Raw genomic sequence first — 17,088 nt, 5'->3', positions numbered from 1 at the left:
TAACTTGATCGGCCGGGCGCACGGCCACCGACACCTCTCGGAGAGTCGGCCGCGGGCCCACGTTGACGGCGAGGACCCCATGCAGAAGATCGGCATCATCGGCGGCGGCATACGCGGCCACATGTACGCGAAGTCGCTCCAGGGCTTTCCCGGCGCCGACGTCCGCGCGGTCAGCGACCTGTCGGAGGCGACGGCCCGGAAGACGGCCGACACCTTCGGCCTCGCCGCCTACACCGACCACCGGCGGATGCTGGAAGAGACCGACCTGGACGCCGTCGTCGTCGCGACACCCGACTTCGCCCACCGGGGCCCGGCGGTGGACGCGGCCGAGCGGGGCCTCCACCTGCTGATCGAGAAGCCGCTCGCCACCACCGCCGAGGACGCCGCCGCCATCGAGGCTGCCGTCCGGCAGGCGGGGGTGGAGTGCATGGTGGGCTTCGAGAACCGCTGGAACCCGGCCGTCCGCCGGATCCGCGAAGTGGCAGCCGCCGGGGAGCTGGGCCAGGTCCTCACCCAGAACATCCTGCTCAGCAACACCTGGTACGTCCCGACCCGGATGCTCTCCTGGGCTGCACGCTCCTCACCGGCCTGGTTCCTGATGAGCCACACCGTGGACGTGGCGACGTGGGTGAACGGCCGCACGGTCGCCTCGGTGGACGCGCGCGGCTCCCGCGGGCAGCTCGCAGCCCGGGGTGTCGACACCTGGGACGTCGTCCACGCGCTCCTCACCTTCGACGACGGCACCACGGCCAATCTGACGTCCACCTGGGTGCTGCCCGACAGCATGCCCTCCATCGTCGACTTCCAGTTGCAGGCCGTCGGCGACCGCTCCGCCGTCCAGGTCGACCTCCACGAGCAGAGCGTCCGGCACGCGGCGCCCGAGGGCCTGCGCTTCCCCGGACTGCTCGGGGACGAGATCGACGGACGGCTCCAGGGGCCACCCACCTGGATGGTGCAGCACTTCGTCACCTGCCTGAACGAGGGGCGCCCCGTCGGCCCGGGTCCGCGGACGGGACGGGCGGTCACCGACGTCGTCCTGGCGGTGCACGAGTCGCTGGAGACCGGCCGTACCGTGCGGCCGGCCCCGGACCCCGCCTGAACAGCACAGCACCTACGCGGCACAGGGAGAAGCGGACATGGCGGGCACCACAGCGGCGGGCGGCTCCCCGGGGCGGCACGGCCAGAACACCGGCGACGGGCACGAGGGCGAGGAGGAGAGGGCGACGCAACGACCGCGGTCGCCGCGCCTGCCGGAACAGCACGCGTCCGCAGCAGGGGGGCCCGCGCCGGCACCGGCGCGGCGCAGCCTCGGCACCAAGGTCGCCGTCGTCGCCTCGGCCGTCGGCCTCATCTACGGCTACGACACCGGATCCATCTCGGGCGCGCTGGTCTTCCTGGAGAACGACTACCACCTGACGACGCTGTGGACGTCGATCATCACCTCCGTCGTCGTGGTCGGCAGCCTGGTGGGCGCGGCGGTCGGCCCCCGGATCGCCAACGAACTGGGCCGGCGCCGGGCGATGCTCGCCGTGGCCTTCGGCTTCATGGCCTTCGCGGGGTTGAGCGCGGTGCCGCTGGGCGTGTGGTGGCTGACGGTGGTGCGACTGCTGCTCGGTGTCACCGTGGGACTGGCCACCGTGGTGGCGCCCGTCTTCATCTCCGAGTTCGCCTCCGAGGAGAACCGCGGCAAGTTGGGCACCGCCTTCCAGTTCTTCACCTGCGCGGGGGTGATCATCTCCCTGCTCACCGCCTGGATGCTCTCGGGAACGGAGTCCTGGGAGGCGGTACTCGGCCTCGCCGCCGCCCCGGCCGGAGTGGTCTTCCTCGCCCTGCTGCGCTTCCCCGACAGCCCCCGGTGGTACGCCATGCGGGGCATGCGGGAGCGTGCCTTGGAGACGCTGCGGCGGCTCGACCCCGACGCGGACGCCGCGAGCCGGCTCACCGCCATCGAGGCGGACCTGGCGGAGAGCGAACACGGCCGCTACCGGGAGATCTTCACCAGGCGCTACGCGCGCCCCACCTTCTTCGTCATCGCCTTCGGCTTCGCCGTGCAGATCACCGGCAACAACACCATCCTCTACTTCAGCCCGACCATCTTCGCCAAGGCCGGCTTCGGCGATGCCGCGGACAGCATCCTCGCCTCCACGCTGGTGCAGGTCGTCGCCGCCGTAGGTGTGGTGCTCTCGATGGCGGTGGTGGACCGGTGGGGCAGGCGCCCGCCGCTGATCCTGGGGACGGCCGCCATGGTGGTGGGGCACACCGTGATGGCGTTCGTCTTCGGCCAGGACCGCATCTCCACCGGCACCGGGTACGTCGCCACCGCCGCCATCGGCCTGTTCTACCTCGGCTTCTACTTCGGAATCGGCTCCCTGATCTGGGTCTACACAGGTGAGGCGTTCCCGGCCCGCCTGCGCAGCGTCGGAGCCGGCGCGCTCCTGCTGTCCGACTTCGTCGCCAACCTGATCGCCACCTTCGCCTTCCCCAACGTCCTGGACGCCTTCGGCGGGTCGACCGCGTTCGGTGCCTTCGCCGTGCTCTCCGCGGTCGCCCTGTTCTTCCTGTACCGGATGGCGCCGGAGACCAGGGGCCGTTCCCTGGAGGAGATCCGTGGCTACTGGGACAACGAAGGGTCCTGGAGCCGGCGCGTGGGGTGACGCGGGGCGCAGCGGGGAGACGTACGTCACAGGAGGGCGTGTCACGAACGGCCGGGCCGCTCCGTCGTACATGCGCAACCGTCACACCAGCCAGGGAGCGCATCATGGAAGCACGGCTGAACCCCTTCACCAACCCGGTATTGGGCAAGGTCTTCAAGCACATCATCGCGGCGGGCAAGGCGCTGGAGGACTCGACCCTGCCCGCCGCGACGCAGGAACTGGTGAAGCTCCGCGCCAGCCAGATCAACGGCTGCGGTTTCTGCACCGACATGCACTTCAAGGACGCCGTGCACGCCGGCGAGGCCGCGGAGCGCCTCAACCTGGTCGCGGCCTGGCGGGAGGCCACGGTGTTCAGCGAGGCCGAGCGTGCGGCGCTGGAACTGACGGAGGAGGCGACCCGCATCGCCGACGCGGACGGGGGCGTCTCCGACGAGGTGTGGGCGAACGCCGCCCAGCACTACGACGAGGAACAGCTCGGTGCTCTGGTGGGCGTCATCACCGTCATCAACGCCTTCAACCGCGGCAACGTCGCGCTGCGGATGCCGGCCGGTGACTACCAGCCCGGCCAGTTCGGATGAGCAGCCCCGTCGTCTGACCGGTCCCTGAACCGGGCCCCATGGAGCTCGTGCGGTCCTCGCGGTCCTCGCGGTCCTCGCGGTCCTCGCGGTCCTCGCGGTCCTCGCGGGCCGCCCGGGACGGAGCCGCGCCCGCCGAAGCCCTCACGGGGTGGGCGCGGCAGCGCATCCGTACCCGGCGGAAGCCCCCAACTCCTCCTCGATCCGGATGAGTCGGTTGTACTTGGCGGTGCGGTCCGACCGGGACAAGGACCCGGTCTTGATCTGTCCGCACCCCGTGGCCACGACCAGGTCCGCGATGGTCGTGTCCTCCGTCTCGCCGGACCGGTGCGAGACGACCGCCGCCCATCCGGCCCGCCGCGCAGCGCTTACGGTGCCGAGCGCCTCGGTCAGCGTCCCGACCTGGTCGACCTTGACGAGGACCGCGTTCCCCACGCCCGTACGGATGCCTTCCCGTACCAGCGTCTCGCCCGTGCAGAACACGTCGTCCCCGGTCAGCTGGCACCTGTCGCCGACCCGTGCCGTCAACTCGCGCCACCCGTCGTGGTCGTCCTCGGCCATCGGCTCCTCCACCGAGACGACCGGGTACGCGTCGATCAACGCGGCCAGATGGTCGGCCTGTTCGGCGGATGTCCGCCGGACGCCCTCCCCGGCGTACTCGTACACGCCGTCCCGGTGGAACTCCGACGACGCCGGATCCGTGACGAGGCCGATGTCCGCGCCCGGGCGGTACCCGGCGCACTCGATCGCGGCCATGACGAAGCCGAGCGCCTCCTCGGCCGTACGCAGGGCGGGCGCGAAACTGCCCTCGTCGCCGACGCCCGTGGAGTGGCCGACGTGCAGCAGGCCGCGGCGCAGGGTGTGGAAGACCTCCGAGCCCATCCGGACGGCCTCCGCGAAGGACTCGGCGCCCACCGGCGCGATCATGAACTTTTGGAAGTCCAGCGGATTGTCGGCATGAGCCCCGCCGTTGACGATGTTCATCATCGGCACCGGCGGCACGCGCGCGTCGGCCCCGCCGAGGCAGCGGTACAGCGGCTGCCGGTGCGAGAGAGCGGCGGCCTTCGCGGCGGCGAGAGAGACCCCGAGCAGGACGTCGGCGCCGAGCCGCGCCCTGGTGGGAGTCCCGTCGAGGGCGACGGGCGCTGCGTCGAGACCGGCTTGGTCGGCGGCGTCGCACCCCGTGACGGCATCCGCGATCTCACCCGTCACGTGGGCCACCGCCCGGTCGACGCCCTTGCCGTGCCAGCGCTGCGGGTCGCCGTGATCGACGCCCCGGGCCACGGCGACCGTCCGCGCACGGCACACGACAAGGCGGTGAGCGCCCAGCCGCTTCGGGTGCGGGCGGCGGGTGAGCCGGAAGGCCCCGTCGTCGTGCGCTACAACGCCCACCTGGCGGAGCGCCGTGCCCGAGTACCGGGCGACCCTGGACGCCCTCCAGGAGCTTCCCGAGATCGGCAGCGACGGGCCGGTCGGCTTCCGGGGCATCAACATGGGCACCGCGATCGGCGTACGGTTCGCGGCCGTCGAGCCCCGGGTCACGGCGGCCGTCTTCGGCCGGCACTGGCCCGAAGTGCTGGCGGTGAAGGCACAGCAGATCACCGTGCCGATCGAGTACGGCATGCAGTGGCACGACGAGCACATCCCGCGTGGGGCCGGTCTGGCGCTGTTCGACGCCTTCGCCCCGAAGGAGAAGACCCTGCACGCCAACGCGGGCAAGCGCACGGAACTGTCCCGGTTCGAGGCCGACAGCGCGGTCCGCTTCTTCGCCCGGCCGACCACCTCACCGGACTGACACCCACGGTTGCGGCGCCGGTTCCGCCGACCACGCGGTCTTGGCACGCGGCCCCTCCCTCGGCGCGGCAACGATGCCGCCTCCGTGCCACCGGGGTGCACGTCCCGGACGGCTACGGTGACACCTGCCGGGCCGGGCCGAACGTGGGCTCGGTGGCGGACCGGCGGACTCCCGGCCGCCGGGATCGGTCACCCCTGCACCACCGTGGTGGTCACATCGACGGGGACGGACAGCGAGTTGGCGACGTAGCACTCGCGGTGCGCCGCTTCGGCCAGCCCGAGGACCCGCTCCTCGTCGGTGCCCGCCGCGACCCGCACCGTGACGGCCAGGCGAATGGTGCCGAGCCGGGCCGGTGCGGCCGTCAGGTCGAGATGGCTGGTCGCTTCGTCGTCGTAGGCCAGTACGTCGACGCCCGCGCGGGCCGCGGCGCCGAGGAAGGACAGCATCTGGCAGGAGGAGGCGGCCATGACGACGAGCTGCTCAGGGTTGAGCCGCTCGGGGCTGCCCCGGAAGGCCGGATCCGCACTCAGCGGGACCTCCGCGGCAGCGGGGGGCGCGACGGCGAGATGATCGCGGGAGTAGGAACGTGGGCCCGTGGCGGTGGAGCCGTCCCAGTGGAGGCGGGCGGCGTAGGAGTGTGCGCTCATGGGGCGACGGTAGGGCGTGGACGCTTCGGTGCCCACCGAAGCGACGCGCCTTCGCACCCGTCGTGACCGTTCCGCCGATCACGGACGGTGACACGGTGACTGCCTGTCCGGAAACCCTCGACAGCGGAGCCGACATCGTTGTCAAATGGTGCGCAGATAACGATGTCAGTCGCGTGCGTCTTCTGCGCCCGGAGTCCGAGCGTCGACAACACCCACACCGCCGGTGCCGGACAGTCCCGACGCCTGCCCGGGTGACGCTGCGTACCCTCCCTGCCGCGCCGAAGACAACTGACACACAACGAACGACCTGGTCAGGTGACACCCCCATGACCGAGACGGCTACGACTTCGCAGCCCTCCGGCCACCACGGCAAAGCCGTGGGCATATCCATCGCCGCCGCAGTGGGCGGCTTTCTCTTCGGCTTCGACTCCTCGGTGATCAACGGTGCGGTCGACGCGCTGGGATCCCACTTCCAGCTCGGCTCGTTCCTGTCCGGGTTCGTCGTCTCGATCGCTCTGCTGGGCTGTGCGGTCGGCGCCTGGTACGCCGGCCGGCTGGCCGACGGCTGGGGCCGCCGCAACGTGATGCTGCTGGGCTCGGGCATGTTCGTCATCAGCTCCGCGGGCTCGGCCTTCGCCTTCTCCGTCCCGGACCTGCTGCTGTGGCGCGTCATCGGCGGACTGGGCATCGGCATCGCCTCGGTGATCGCACCCGCCTACATCTCCGAGGTCGCCCCCGCCTCCGGCCGCGGCGCCCTCGGCTCCCTCCAGCAACTTGCCATCACCATCGGCCAGCTCGTCGTCCTCAGCTCCAACAAGGGCCTGGCCGGCGCGGCCGGCGGCGCCTCGCAGGACCTGTGGCTGGGTATGCAGGCCTGGCGGTGGATGTTCCTCGTCGGGGTGGTGCCAGCCGTGGTCTACGGGGCGCTGGCGCTGATGATCCCCGAGTCCCCTCGGTACCTCGTGCTCCAGGGGGAGTACGAGCGGGCGGCCGGCGTGCTCGGCCGGGTCACCGGAGAAAGTGACCCGCGGGCGAAGGTCGAGGAGATCAAGAAGACCCTGCGCAAGGAGCACAAGAGCAGCTTCAAGGACATCCGCGGGCCGCGGTTCGGGCTGCACCCCCTGGTGTGGGCGGGCATCATCATGGCCGCCTTCCAGCAACTGGTCGGCATCAACGCGATCTTCTACTACTCGACGACGCTGTGGAAGTCGGTCGGCTTCAGTGAGTCCCAGTCGTTCACGACCTCCGTCATCACCGCGGGCATCAACGTGGTCATGACCGTGGTCGCGATGCTGTTCGTGGACCGCGTCGGCCGCCGCCGGCTGCTGTCGATCGGTTCCATCGGCATGTTCCTGTCCCTGCTGCTGACCGCGGTCGCGTTCTCCCAGCAGAAGGGCAGCGGCACCGACGTCAAGCTGCCCGACCCGTACGGGCCGCTGGCGCTGGTCGGCGCCAACGCCTTCGTGGTTTTCTTCGCCCTGTCCTGGGGCCCGATCCTGTGGATCATGCTGGCGGAGATGTTCCCCAACCGGATGCGGTCCATGGCGCTGGCCATCGGCACCGCCTCCAACTGGATCTTCAACTTCATCGTCACCTTCTCCTTCGAGCCGATGACCCGGAAGGTCGGACTGACCTGGCTGTACGGTGCCTTCGCCCTCTTTGCGCTGCTGTCGTTCTTCTTCGTCCGGGGGCGGCTGCCCGAGACCACGCGCCGGGAGCTGGAGGACATGAGCGAGGAGACGCCACAGGAGGCCGACACCGCGGCTGCCGTGACGCGGTAGGCCCTCGCCGTTCCCGCATCCGCCCGTGCCCGCCCTGTCGCGGGCACGGGCGGATGCGTTCCGAGGGGGAGGGAGAGGAGCGGGACGGCAGCGATGCGCGTGGGGCCCGCGTGTGCGTCGCCGCTGCAGCGGCCGTATGCGCTCACTCGAAGGCCGAGAGGTGTGGCGCGTAGGCCGCTATAGGGCGTTTGCAATTACATGCGCGTGCAATTAGTTTGAGGTCGCCGACTCCGTGTGCGGTACGCAGGCGACCCCGGACTGCAAGTCCTGACGGGGTGGTTGACCGGCCACTGCTGTTCACCGCCGGGGGAGTGCCGCTCCACCGGGAGGGGCGCGTGGTCGGCGCCGCCGGCGTGGGCGGCGGCGCCCCGGAGCAGGACCACTCCTTCGCCCAGGCGGCCGTCCGGGCCTTTCAGGGCTGATTCCGGCACGGCGCGGGCCCGCTGAGGCACCTGTCTCAGCAGGGCATGCAGGGCATGCAGGGCATGCAGGGCAGCACAGGCACATGAGAGGACTGGCGCATCATGCAGATCGATCTTCGGGGCCGTACGGCACTGGTCACCGGCTCCACCCAGGGAATCGGCGCCGCCATCGCCGCGGGACTGGCCCGCTCCGGTGCCCGGGTGGGTGTCAACGGCCGCTCGGTGGGCCGGGTGCAACAGAGCATCGAGGCGCTGCGGGCGCAGGTGCCCGAGGCCGACGTGGTGCCGGTGGCAGCCGACGTGACCACCGAGGAGGGCGCCCGCCAGGCTGTGGAGGCCCTGCCGGAGGTGGACGTCCTCATCAACAACCTCGGCATCTTCGGGGCGCAGGACCCGTTGGAGATCACCGACGACGAATGGCGGCGCTACTTCGAGGTGAACGTACTGGCCGCGGTGCGGCTGACCCGGCTGTTCCTCCCCGGGATGACCGACCGCGGCTGGGGGCGGATCCAGTACATCGCCAGCGACTCCGCGGTCGTGGTGCCCGCCGAGATGATTCACTACGGCATGTCCAAGACAGCGCTGCTCTCGGTGAGCCGGGGATTCGCCAAGCAGGCCGCGGGCAGCGGCGTCACGGTCAACTCGGTCATCGCCGGGCCCACGCACACGGGCGGCGTGGAGGACTTCGTCTACGAACTGGTCGACCGCGACCTGCCCTGGGACGAGGCGCAGCGCCGGTTCATGAAGGAGCACCGGCCGCAGTCACTGCTGCAACGGCTCATCGAGCCGGAGGAGATCGCCAACATGGCCGTCTACCTGAGCTCCGAGCAGGCCGCGGCCACGACCGGCGGAGCGCTGCGTGTCGACGGAGGATACGTGGACTCGATCCTGCCCTGATCCGGCCTGCCTGGCTCCGGCCCGGCCCCCGGCCTGGTGCGGGCCGGGGGTCAGGCGCGGGCCGAGGTGTGTCCTCAGCTCGCGGCGTTGCCGGGGTCGGGGACGGGGGTGCCGGCCGGGCCTGACCGGATGGGCTTCATGGTGACGAGCACCGCGGCCAGCACCGCGCCCAGCACCATCACGGCCACCGCCACCCATGTCGCGGAGGTGAAACCGTGCACCACACCCTCACGGACCACCGTCCGGCGCATCCGCGGATTCTTCAGATGGTCGTGGACGTAGGTGTTGGTGATGCTCGTCGCCACCGTGTTGAGCAGGGCGGTGCCGATGGACCCGCCCACCTGCTGCGCGGTGTTGACAGTCGCCGAGGTGACACCGGAGTCGTGGGCGGCCACTCCCTGGGTGGCCGTCGAGATGACCGGCATGAAGGCGCAACCGAGCCCGAGGCCCAACAGCAACTCCGCCGGGAGCAGGTGACTCACATACGAGGAGTCGGTTCCGAGCTGGGTCAGCACCGCCATGCCGCCCGCCGCCGTCAGCATGCCGGGTGCCATCAGCAGCCGGGGCGGTACCAGCGGCAGCAGGCGCGCAGCGATCTGGGTGGAGCCGAGGATGATGGCGCCGCTGATCGGCAGGTAGGCCAGTCCGGTGCGCAGCGGTGAGTACCCCAGAATGCCCTGCATGTAGTACGTCAGGAACAGGAAGACCCCGAACATGCCGAGAGTGGCCAGCCCCATTGTGAGGAAGCTGCCCGCACGGTTGCGGTCCTTGACGATGTGCAGCGGCAGCAGCGGACCGCCGGCCCGGCGCTGCCACAGCACGAAAAGCGCCAGCAGCGCCACGCTGCCACCCAGCAGTCCCAGTACGAACGAGTCGCTCCAGCCCCGCGGTTCGGCCTCGCTGACCCCGTAGACCAGGGCGATCAGTCCTCCGCAGCCCAGGACCACCCCGGGGATGTCGAGCCGCGCCTCCTCGTGCCCCGGCCTGTCGTGCAGCAGTGTCAGCGCGCCGAGGACGGCGAGGCCCGCGAAGAAGATGTTGACGTACAGGCACCAGCGCCAGTCCAGATACTCGGTGAGAACTCCGCCCAGCAGCAGTCCGATGGCCGCGCCCGCGCCCGCGATGGCGCCGTACACACCGAACGCCTTGCTCCGCTCCTCGGGGACCGTGAACGTCGTCGAGAGCAGGGAGAGCGCGGACGGCGCCAGCAGCGCGGCGAAGGCGCCCTGCAGCGCACGGGCACCGAAGAGCATCCCCGAACTGCCCGCGGCGCCGCCGATGCCGGAGGCGACTGCGAAGCCGATCAGCCCGAGGACGAAGGTGCGTTTGCGCCCCACCAGGTCCGCCACCCGCCCGCCGAGGAGCAGCAGCCCGCCGAAGGCGAGGGTGTAGGCCGTGATGACCCACTGGCGGTTGTTGTCGGACATCCCCAACGCGTGTTGCGCCGAGGGCAGCGCGACGTTCACGATCGTCGCGTCGAGTACCACCATGAGCTGTGCGAGCGCGATGACGACCAGCGCCCACCACCGGTGCGGGTCCGCGACATCGCGCGCCCTGCTGTCACTCGCCTGCACCCGCGGTTCGGACATACGACCCAGAACAGCACGGATCGACCCGCCCCGCATCCGCGCACCGGGCGACCTCCGGTTGCGGGCGGTTCCGCGGTGCGGTACGGGGACTCAGGAGGCAGCTACGTCGCCGGAGCCGAGGTCCCGGGCGGCGATCCGCTCCAGATGCCGGGCGAACACCTCGGGGGCGTCGGGGTTCATCCGGGCGAGCGCGACCATGCCGGTGACGATGACGTCGCAGACCTCGGACTCCACGTCCTGCCAGGTGTGGGAGTGGCCCTTGCGCGGGTTCTGCCCCAGGGCCCCGATCGCTGCTTCGGCCACCTCGCCCGCCTCCTCCTGGATCTTGAGGAGCTGGAGAAGGACGCGTTGCCGGGCAGGGAGAGTGGAGTGGCCCTCCAGGTGCTCGACAAGCCGGCTGACGGTCTGCCATGCGTCGGTCACATCTGTCTCGCTTCCGTGGTGTGAGGCGTGCACCGGTGACCGTCCCTCCCGGCGCGGGGAGGGAGGGTGTCCGGGCGGCGTTCGGCGTCGTCTACCGCGGCGCCGTCGCGATCTGGATCAGGTTGCCGCAGGTGTCGTCGAGGACGGCCGTGGTGACCGGGCCCGTCTCCAGGGGCTCCTGGGTGAAGCGGACGCCGAGGCCGCTCAGCCGCTCGTACTCGGCCTGCACGTCCTCGACGGCGAACTGCGCGAGGGGGATGCCGTCCCCGACGAGCGCGTCGCGGTAGGTCCTGGCGGCGGGATGGCCGAGTGGCTCCAGGAGGAGTTCGGCACCGCCGGGCTCCTCGGGCGAGACGACCGTCAGCCACCGGGCCGTCCCGCCCACCGGCACGTCGTGCTTCGTCACGAAGCCGAGGATCTCCGTGTAGAAGTGCAGAGCCTTCGCCTGGTCGTCGACGAAGACGCTGGTCAGATGGATCCTCATGGTGCGTGCTCCTCTGCTGCGGGAGGTCCGGGCGGTTCGGGTGGGGCGGGTGCGAGCCAGCGCTCGGTGATCTGCCGCAGCGGCGCCGTGTTCAGGTCATGGAATTTGCAGCGGCCCTCGCGCCTGGTCTCCACGAGCCCGGCGGCCTCCAGCACGGCGAGGTGCTGGGAGATCCCCTGGCGTGAGAGGCCGAGCTGGTGCTTCGTGCTCAGCCGTGCACAGATCTCGAACAGCGTCTGTCCGGACTTCTCCGTGAGCTCGTCGATGATGAGGCGGCGGGTGGGGTCGGCGAGGGCTTTGAACAGGTCGTCGGCCACGGCCACACGATAGGCAACTGTCTACTTGCCTTTCAAGTCCGGTGTGGCGGCCTCCGACGCGAGGGCCTGCGCTCCTCCGCGGTCAGCCCGCGAAGCGTCCAGAGCCCGTACAGGGCCAGCAGCGGTTTGTGGACCGTCCCTTCGCCGGGGCGGTAATCGGCTGCGGGGACGAGCTTCGCAGCGAGGTCGGGGCGCTGTCGGCGCAGGTACGCCCGGGCCTTGAGGGCGTGCGCCGGCTGGGAGACGACCTTGATGCGGTCCACATCCTCCAGCAGCGGGATCACGTTGGCGACGTTCTCCCACGTCGTCGTGGACCGGTCCTCGACGAGCACGCGGCCCTCGAAGCCCAGGGCTGTTCGTGCGTAGTCGGCCATCAGCCGGGCCTCCGCGGGGGCGCCGCCGGTCCCACCGCCGCTGAAGATCACGCGGGTGTCGCGCCCGCTGCCGGGGTCGACGGACCGGAGGCCGGCGCGGACGCGCCACCGGTTGACGACGTTGATCGCCGCGTGCGGGTTGCGGTAGCCCGGCACGACCACGGCCTCGAAAGCGCCGCCCCGGTCACCGACGAGCGTGCGCGACCAGCGTCGGTTCATCCACTCGCCCCAGGCCAGGACGGCGGCCCCGCCCACTGCCCACCGCCACGCCGCGCTCATGTGGCGAGCCTAGGGCAACTGGGCGCCGAGGGGCCGTCAAGGCGCCGCCCCCGGATGCGAGGCATCCACGGCCTCGCTCGCGCCGATACGCGACCGCCTGCGGAGCACCGTTTCCGTCCCGGTGGGTACGGGCAGAAGAAGGCACCGGCGCTGACGGTCGTTGTGGTTGAGATCCGGTTTACAGAGTGCGTCAGTGGATACACCGGACATTCCGGCACCGTGTTGGCGCGGTGCCGCTTCTCGAGGCGAAGAAAGGGTAATTCACGTGGGCATCATCGCCTGGATCCTGATCGGACTGCTCGCTGGGGCCATCGCGAAGGCAATCATGCCGGGGAAAGACCCCGGCGGCTGCCTCGTGACCATGCTGATCGGCATCGTGGGCGGGCTGCTGGGCGGCTGGCTCGGCAAGGTGATCTTCGGAGTCGACTCGATCAACGGCTTCTTCCATCTGTCGACCTGGATCGCCGCGATCGTGGGCTCGGTGATCGTGCTGTTGGTCTACCGCCTTCTCACCGGACGACGGGCCCACTGAGCAGCGTGTCAGGGGGCGGGCAGGTGGCGCACACCGCCCGCTCCCGTCCCGTCCCGGCGAGGCCGCACGGTGCGGGCCGCGGTGCCGCCGTGTCCCCAGGGGGCGACGCCTGCCCCGTCCCGACGGGAAGCAACGCTCCGAATGCTGCCCTGCTCAGGCCAGTTTCCGTCGGACAAGCGGCGCGGCGGCAAGCAGCAACAGGCCCGCCAGTACCCCGGCTCCGCCCACCACCGAGAAGTAACCGGCAGCGTGCTCACGGTCGTAGAGCTGGACGACTTGGGCCGAAATGCCCTGCGCGGCGGCGTTGGAGGCCAGCCACAGTCCCACCATCTGGGTGGCGCACGCGGCGGGGGCGATCTGTGTCGTCACCGACATGCCGATGGGGGAGAGCAGGATCTCTCCCACCGTGATCACCGTGAAACTGGCGAGCAGCCACAGTGGATTGCTCTTCGAGGACTGCAGGGCCGGCAGGACAAGAAGCACGTAGGACATGCCGGCCAGCACCAGTCCGAGGCCGAACTTGACCGGCGCCGAAGGGGCTCGCGGTCCCAGCCGGACCCACAGGAGGGCGAAGAGCGGGGTGAGGGCGATGAGGACGAGCGAACCGGTGGACTGGAACCAGGACGACGGTATGCCGACACCGAGAGCGTCGAGGTCGGTGCTGCGGTCGGCGTACTGGGCGAGCACGGTGGCCCCCTGCTCCTGGATCAGCCAGAAGAAGACCGCTCCGACGAACAGGGGTATGTAGCCGCGTACGCGGCGCCTTTCCGCGGGGGTGGTGCGCCTGCCGGCGAGCATCGTCGTGAAGTAGCCGACCGGCAGCGCCACGGCCAGCACGCTGAAAGCATCGACGACCCGCTCGACGGTGAGTGTCCCGGTCACCGCCGCCACGACGATCAGTACGAGAAGGACTGCGAGCGAGCCGGCCGCGACCTGCACGGCACGCGACGTCCGCCCCCCGTCGCGCTTCCGCAGGGGGTGCGGCGGAACCAGGTCGGCCTCGCTGAGGCGCCCTCGGCCACGTACGTAGACGAACAGACCGGCGGCCATTCCCACGGCAGCGAGTGCGAAGCCGAGATGGTAGTTGTACTTCTGGCCGAGTGAACCCACCACGACGGGAGCCAGCACGGCCCCGACGCTGATGCCCATGTAGTAGAGCGAGAAACCGGCATCGCGGCGGGTGTCGCCCGGAGAGTACAGCCTTCCGACGGAGATCGACACGTTCGGCTTGAGCAGCCCGGTTCCGGCGACGATGAGAAGCATCGAGGCGTAGAGCGCCGCCTTCCCCGCAGGCAGCGCGAGGGCCATATGCCCGCACATGATGAGTGCACCGCCCCAGACGGTGGCGCGCCGGGCGCCCAGCAGGCGGTCGCTCAGCCACCCGCCGGCGATGGCCGTCATGTAGATGGCCGCTCCGTACACCGCGAGCAGGGAACTGGCCGTTCCCGCGTCCATCCCGAGGCCGCCCTCCTGCACCTTGTCGTACATGTAGAACAGGAGGATGGCCTTCATGCCGTAATAGGAGAAGCGCTCCCACGCTTCCGTGAAGAAGAGCGTTGCCAGCCCGCGAGGATGGCCGAAGAAACCGCGGTTGCCGACGGGATCCTCGGCCCGAGCCGACGATGTCATGCTGCTGTCCTCCTGCCCTGGTGTTGCCCGACCGCTTCGATCCAGTGTTGGGGCGGCAGTGGGGTGAGCCAAGGGGCGGGAGAGGTGCGAGTGGCCTGAGTGTTCTGCTGCTCCGTCGTGATGCCGACCGGCACGCACCGGTCTGCGGCCTGCGCGCACAAGCAGGCCGCAGACCGTGCGTGCTCAGGTCACGGATACCGACGGAGCCCGATGCCGCTGCCTTCCGCGTCCTCGACGAACCCGGCCTCGCGGTAGGCGTCGCTGCGGGCTTCCCGAAAGCCCGCGGCCGGATCGGCACGGACAGCGGCGGCCGATGTGCGCGCTATACCCGTCGCTTGCCGACGAGGGCGGCCATGCCGAAGACGCCGCCCCCGGCCACGGCGAGACCCAGCAGCGCGAAGCCGCCCTTCAGCACCTTCCACCAGAACTCGGCGGGGGCACCCGGCTCGTGCTCGAACATGGCCTCCAGAAGGTCGCTTCCGCCCGCGTTGAGCAGCACGAGCACGTAGCCGTTGGTCGTGCCCAGGAAGACGGCGAGCATGGCCAGGAGCGCGGGCGCGACGTAGGCGCCGGGGCTGGGCCCGCCCACCTTGCCCGCCACCGAGCCGACGGCCAGCGCGAGCACCAGTGCGAAGACGACGTACATCACCCGCAGGCCGACCTTCGACAGGTCCTCGTAGCTGGCAAGGAGAAGCCCGGCGAACACACTGGCCCCGAAGCCGGAGATGAGCCATCCGAAGAGGAAGGCCTTGGCCCCGCTGCCGCGGCGGACCGGCGGGAAACCCTGTCCGTACGGTGAGTAGCCCGGCGGCTGCATCTGCTGCATCTGCTGCATCGGCTGGAAAGGCTGCATCGGCTGAGGCGGCTGCATGGGCTGCTGCGGCGGCGGCCAGGGCTGAGTCATGTGTGTCCCCCGAGGTGAAACTGCGCGACGAAAAATCAAGGTACCAAGTGCGTCGCGCGTATCCGGTACTCTGCCACTGCTCTGTGACACGTACCAGCGTTCGATACCTCGGACCGGGCGCTTCCTTCGCGGACCGCTGTCCGGGACCATCCCGAACGCAGCTCAGCACAACAACGGGGGATCACATGCATGCACGCCGTGCCATCGGCGCTGCCGTTCTCGTCCTGGCCGTGACCGGCGCTCTCTCGGGGTGTGCCGACGATCCACGGGACAAGGCGTTCGGCGGGCTGGGGGATCTCGACGGCGGGGGCTCGCCGCCCTCCGGGGTTCCGTCCACATCGCCGAGCCTCGACCCGGGTACGTCCGGCGGCGGCTCCGGTGGGAGCCCCTCCCTCCCGTCCTCGCCGACGAGCCCGGCGGCGCCCACGTACAACCCGAGCGCAATCGGTGAGGCAGTGGGGAAGAACTGCCGCTACGACCGCCCCACTTCGCAGATCAAGTTCGACGTGGACGTGCAGAACTCCTCCACCGAGACGTCGTTCAGCTACAGCCTCTCGGTCCAGTTCAAGATCGGCAGCTCGCCCGACTCGTCCGTCGCGACCGATGTCATCGGCTCGGACTTCAAGACGGTGACGGTCGGCCCAGGCAGCGACCGCACCGTCACCCTCCAGGTGACGCACAGCACCAATCAGCGCATGGCCTTCTCCTGCCAGGTGACGACCGCCACCAAGGTGCCGTCCTGAAACGGAGCGGGTCCGGGACGTGTCGACGCCCGGACCCGACGGGGGGTTCGGAGGCCGGGCAGGCCGCTGCCCGGCTACCGTTGCTCGGATGGCAGCCACCGGGACGGACATCTCCGAGGACCTGATCCGGGCCCTGCTGCGCGAGCAGCACCCCGACCTCGCGGATCGGCCTGTGAAGCTGGGAGCGCTCGGCTGGGACAACCAGGTGTGGCGGCTCGGCGACGACCTCGCCGTCCGGCTGCCCTGGGCGACGGAGAGCGCGGATGCGCTGCTGCGCAAGGAGTACGCCTGGCTGCCTCTCCTCGCTCCGCACCTTCCGCTGCGGGTTCCCGTCCCGCAGCGCCTCGGCGAGCCCTCCGAACGGTTCCCGCGCCTCTGGCTCGTGACCACCTGGGTGCCGGGTGAGCCCGCCGATCGCGCTCCCGCCACGCGCCCCGCGGAAGCGGCCGTCACCCTGGCCGGCTTCCTGACCGCCCTGCACCGTCCCGCCCCCGACGGGGCGCCGACGGGCCGGGGCCGCGGCGGCCCGCTGGCCGACACGGCCGAAGGCTTCGCCCAAGGGCTCGCCTCGGCCACCGAACGGGGGCTGGTGCGCGATCCGGACGCCGTCCGCGCGGTCTGGCAGGACGCCGCCGCCGCGCCCGAGTGGGAGGGCGCACGCCTGTGGCTGCACGGCGACCTGCACCCCGCCAACATCCTGACCCGGAACGGCACCTTCTGCGGAGTGGTCGACTTCGGTGATCTCTTCGCCGGCGACCCGGCCTGCGACCTTGCCGCCGCGTGGATCCTGCTGCCGGACGGCGCGCGCGACCGCTTCCACGAGAGCTACCGGCCGAGCCCGGACGCCGCGACTCTGCGCCGCGCCCGCGGCTGGGCAGTGCTGCGCGCCCTTGCCGGTATGCACATCGGAGACGCCGGTGTCCACGGCCGCCCCGGCGGCAAGGCCACCTGGGGACCGCCCGCCCACGCCGCACTGCAACGCCTCGTCGAGTCGGCCTGAACACCGGGCGGTCAGCTGCTGGAAGCCGGTTGCGGACGAGGCC

Annotated in this window: 18 protein-coding genes and 1 pseudogene; 10 read left to right on the top strand and 9 right to left on the bottom strand. The window is 70.7% G+C overall.

What is annotated here, in order from left to right:
• Positions 1-79: 79 nt before the first annotated feature.
• The 3 genes from H297_RS0105660 to H297_RS0105650 all read left to right on the top strand — a co-directional run bounded on the left by H297_RS0105660 (position 80) and on the right by H297_RS0105650 (position 3,232).
• On the top strand, positions 80-1,099 hold the full coding sequence (locus tag H297_RS0105660; RefSeq protein WP_078513772.1) for a Gfo/Idh/MocA family protein: 1,020 nt from the start codon (positions 80-82) through the stop codon (positions 1,097-1,099).
• Positions 1,100-1,136: 37 nt separating this feature from the next.
• Positions 1,137-2,654 carry a sugar porter family MFS transporter gene (locus tag H297_RS0105655; protein WP_051351559.1) on the top strand — a complete coding sequence of 506 codons (1,518 nt, stop codon included), beginning with the start codon at positions 1,137-1,139 and terminating at the stop codon, positions 2,652-2,654.
• Between the two features lie 104 nt (positions 2,655-2,758).
• The gene (locus H297_RS0105650) at positions 2,759-3,232 is read left to right on the top strand and encodes a carboxymuconolactone decarboxylase family protein (protein WP_027736257.1); all 474 of its coding nucleotides are present in this window, start codon (positions 2,759-2,761) and stop codon (positions 3,230-3,232) included.
• 141 nt (positions 3,233-3,373) lie between these two features.
• Here H297_RS0105650 and eno read toward each other — a convergent pair whose 3' ends face one another.
• Complete coding sequence (gene eno / locus H297_RS34655) at positions 3,374-4,621, bottom strand: phosphopyruvate hydratase (RefSeq protein ID WP_078513771.1); 1,248 nt, start codon at positions 4,619-4,621, stop codon at positions 3,374-3,376.
• Between the two features lie 13 nt (positions 4,622-4,634).
• Here eno and H297_RS34650 point away from each other — a divergent pair, with 13 nt between their 5' ends.
• On the top strand, positions 4,635-5,024 hold the full coding sequence (locus H297_RS34650; RefSeq protein ID WP_078513770.1) for a hypothetical protein: 390 nt from the start codon (positions 4,635-4,637) through the stop codon (positions 5,022-5,024).
• A gap of 188 nt (positions 5,025-5,212) precedes the next feature.
• Here the strand turns inward: H297_RS34650 and H297_RS0105635 are convergent, their stop codons facing one another.
• A complete protein-coding gene (locus tag H297_RS0105635; RefSeq protein WP_027736256.1) occupies positions 5,213-5,671 on the bottom strand; it encodes an OsmC family protein in 459 nt (152 codons plus the stop codon).
• Positions 5,672-5,997: 326 nt separating this feature from the next.
• Between H297_RS0105635 and H297_RS0105630 the strand changes: the two genes are divergently transcribed.
• From H297_RS0105630 to H297_RS0105620, 3 genes and pseudogenes are all read left to right on the top strand, one after another.
• Positions 5,998-7,452: a sugar porter family MFS transporter gene (locus tag H297_RS0105630; RefSeq protein WP_027736255.1), complete on the top strand. Its 1,455-nt coding sequence runs from the start codon at positions 5,998-6,000 to the stop codon at positions 7,450-7,452.
• Positions 7,453-7,730: 278 nt separating this feature from the next.
• Positions 7,731-7,874: pseudogene (locus tag H297_RS42570) on the top strand (heme-binding protein); the annotation flags it as partial.
• Positions 7,875-7,976: 102 nt separating this feature from the next.
• Entirely contained in the window at positions 7,977-8,771 is a 795-nt protein-coding gene (locus H297_RS0105620) for an SDR family oxidoreductase (protein WP_027736254.1), read from the top strand.
• A gap of 74 nt (positions 8,772-8,845) precedes the next feature.
• Here H297_RS0105620 and H297_RS0105615 read toward each other — a convergent pair whose 3' ends face one another.
• From H297_RS0105615 to H297_RS0105595, 5 genes are all read right to left on the bottom strand, one after another.
• Entirely contained in the window at positions 8,846-10,360 is a 1,515-nt protein-coding gene (locus H297_RS0105615) for a DHA2 family efflux MFS transporter permease subunit (protein ID WP_027736253.1), read from the bottom strand.
• Positions 10,361-10,450: 90 nt separating this feature from the next.
• The gene (locus H297_RS0105610; RefSeq protein WP_027736252.1) at positions 10,451-10,783 is read right to left on the bottom strand and encodes a hypothetical protein; all 333 of its coding nucleotides are present in this window, start codon (positions 10,781-10,783) and stop codon (positions 10,451-10,453) included.
• A 91-nt stretch (positions 10,784-10,874) separates the two neighbouring features.
• Positions 10,875-11,267, bottom strand: coding sequence for a VOC family protein (locus H297_RS0105605; protein ID WP_027736251.1), 393 nt, complete (start codon positions 11,265-11,267; stop codon positions 10,875-10,877).
• A complete protein-coding gene (locus H297_RS0105600; RefSeq protein WP_027736250.1) occupies positions 11,264-11,584 on the bottom strand; it encodes a metalloregulator ArsR/SmtB family transcription factor in 321 nt (106 codons plus the stop codon). Before H297_RS0105600 ends, H297_RS0105605 begins: the two co-directional genes overlap by 4 nt.
• A 32-nt stretch (positions 11,585-11,616) precedes the next feature.
• Positions 11,617-12,237 (bottom strand): YdcF family protein, encoded by a 621-nt coding sequence (locus H297_RS0105595; RefSeq protein ID WP_037792983.1) that lies wholly within the window; start codon positions 12,235-12,237, stop codon positions 11,617-11,619.
• Positions 12,238-12,502: 265 nt separating this feature from the next.
• Here H297_RS0105595 and H297_RS0105590 point away from each other — a divergent pair, with 265 nt between their 5' ends.
• Positions 12,503-12,769 carry a GlsB/YeaQ/YmgE family stress response membrane protein gene (locus H297_RS0105590; RefSeq protein ID WP_027736248.1) on the top strand — a complete coding sequence of 89 codons (267 nt, stop codon included), beginning with the start codon at positions 12,503-12,505 and terminating at the stop codon, positions 12,767-12,769.
• Positions 12,770-12,922: 153 nt separating this feature from the next.
• Here H297_RS0105590 and H297_RS0105585 read toward each other — a convergent pair whose 3' ends face one another.
• Positions 12,923-14,398, bottom strand: coding sequence for an oligopeptide:H+ symporter (locus H297_RS0105585; RefSeq protein ID WP_027736247.1), 1,476 nt, complete (start codon positions 14,396-14,398; stop codon positions 12,923-12,925).
• A 322-nt stretch (positions 14,399-14,720) separates the two neighbouring features.
• Positions 14,721-15,302 (bottom strand): hypothetical protein, encoded by a 582-nt coding sequence (locus H297_RS0105580; RefSeq protein WP_158693646.1) that lies wholly within the window; start codon positions 15,300-15,302, stop codon positions 14,721-14,723.
• Positions 15,303-15,487: 185 nt separating this feature from the next.
• On the opposite strand from H297_RS0105580, the gene H297_RS43150 reads away from it, so the two are divergent.
• Together H297_RS43150 and H297_RS0105570 are read left to right on the top strand one after the other, a co-directional pair.
• Positions 15,488-16,045, top strand: a complete 558-nt coding sequence (locus H297_RS43150; RefSeq protein ID WP_037792981.1) for a hypothetical protein — start codon at positions 15,488-15,490, stop codon at positions 16,043-16,045.
• An 88-nt stretch (positions 16,046-16,133) separates the two neighbouring features.
• On the top strand, positions 16,134-17,045 hold the full coding sequence (locus H297_RS0105570) for an aminoglycoside phosphotransferase family protein (protein ID WP_027736245.1): 912 nt from the start codon (positions 16,134-16,136) through the stop codon (positions 17,043-17,045).
• Positions 17,046-17,088: the final 43 nt, after the last annotated feature.

It is taken from the genome of Streptomyces sp. CNT360 (assembly GCF_000424785.1).
This window is presented reverse-complemented; position numbering and strand designations above follow the sequence as displayed.

Coding starts and splice junctions, on each gene's coding strand:
- H297_RS0105660 (WP_078513772.1), top strand. CDS start 80: ATGCAGAAGATCGGCATCATCGGCGGCGGCATACGCGGCCACATGTAC.
- H297_RS0105655 (WP_051351559.1), top strand. CDS start 1,137: ATGGCGGGCACCACAGCGGCGGGCGGCTCCCCGGGGCGGCACGGCCAG.
- H297_RS0105650 (WP_027736257.1), top strand. CDS start 2,759: ATGGAAGCACGGCTGAACCCCTTCACCAACCCGGTATTGGGCAAGGTC.
- H297_RS0105635 (WP_027736256.1), bottom strand. CDS start 5,671: ATGAGCGCACACTCCTACGCCGCCCGCCTCCACTGGGACGGCTCCACC.
- H297_RS0105630 (WP_027736255.1), top strand. CDS start 5,998: ATGACCGAGACGGCTACGACTTCGCAGCCCTCCGGCCACCACGGCAAA.
- H297_RS0105620 (WP_027736254.1), top strand. CDS start 7,977: ATGCAGATCGATCTTCGGGGCCGTACGGCACTGGTCACCGGCTCCACC.
- H297_RS0105615 (WP_027736253.1), bottom strand. CDS start 10,360: ATGTCCGAACCGCGGGTGCAGGCGAGTGACAGCAGGGCGCGCGATGTC.
- H297_RS0105605 (WP_027736251.1), bottom strand. CDS start 11,267: ATGAGGATCCATCTGACCAGCGTCTTCGTCGACGACCAGGCGAAGGCT.
- H297_RS0105595 (WP_037792983.1), bottom strand. CDS start 12,237: ATGAGCGCGGCGTGGCGGTGGGCAGTGGGCGGGGCCGCCGTCCTGGCC.
- H297_RS0105585 (WP_027736247.1), bottom strand. CDS start 14,398: ATGACATCGTCGGCTCGGGCCGAGGATCCCGTCGGCAACCGCGGTTTC.
- H297_RS0105580 (WP_158693646.1), bottom strand. CDS start 15,302: ATGACTCAGCCCTGGCCGCCGCCGCAGCAGCCCATGCAGCCGCCTCAG.
- H297_RS43150 (WP_037792981.1), top strand. CDS start 15,488: ATGCATGCACGCCGTGCCATCGGCGCTGCCGTTCTCGTCCTGGCCGTG.
- H297_RS0105570 (WP_027736245.1), top strand. CDS start 16,134: ATGGCAGCCACCGGGACGGACATCTCCGAGGACCTGATCCGGGCCCTG.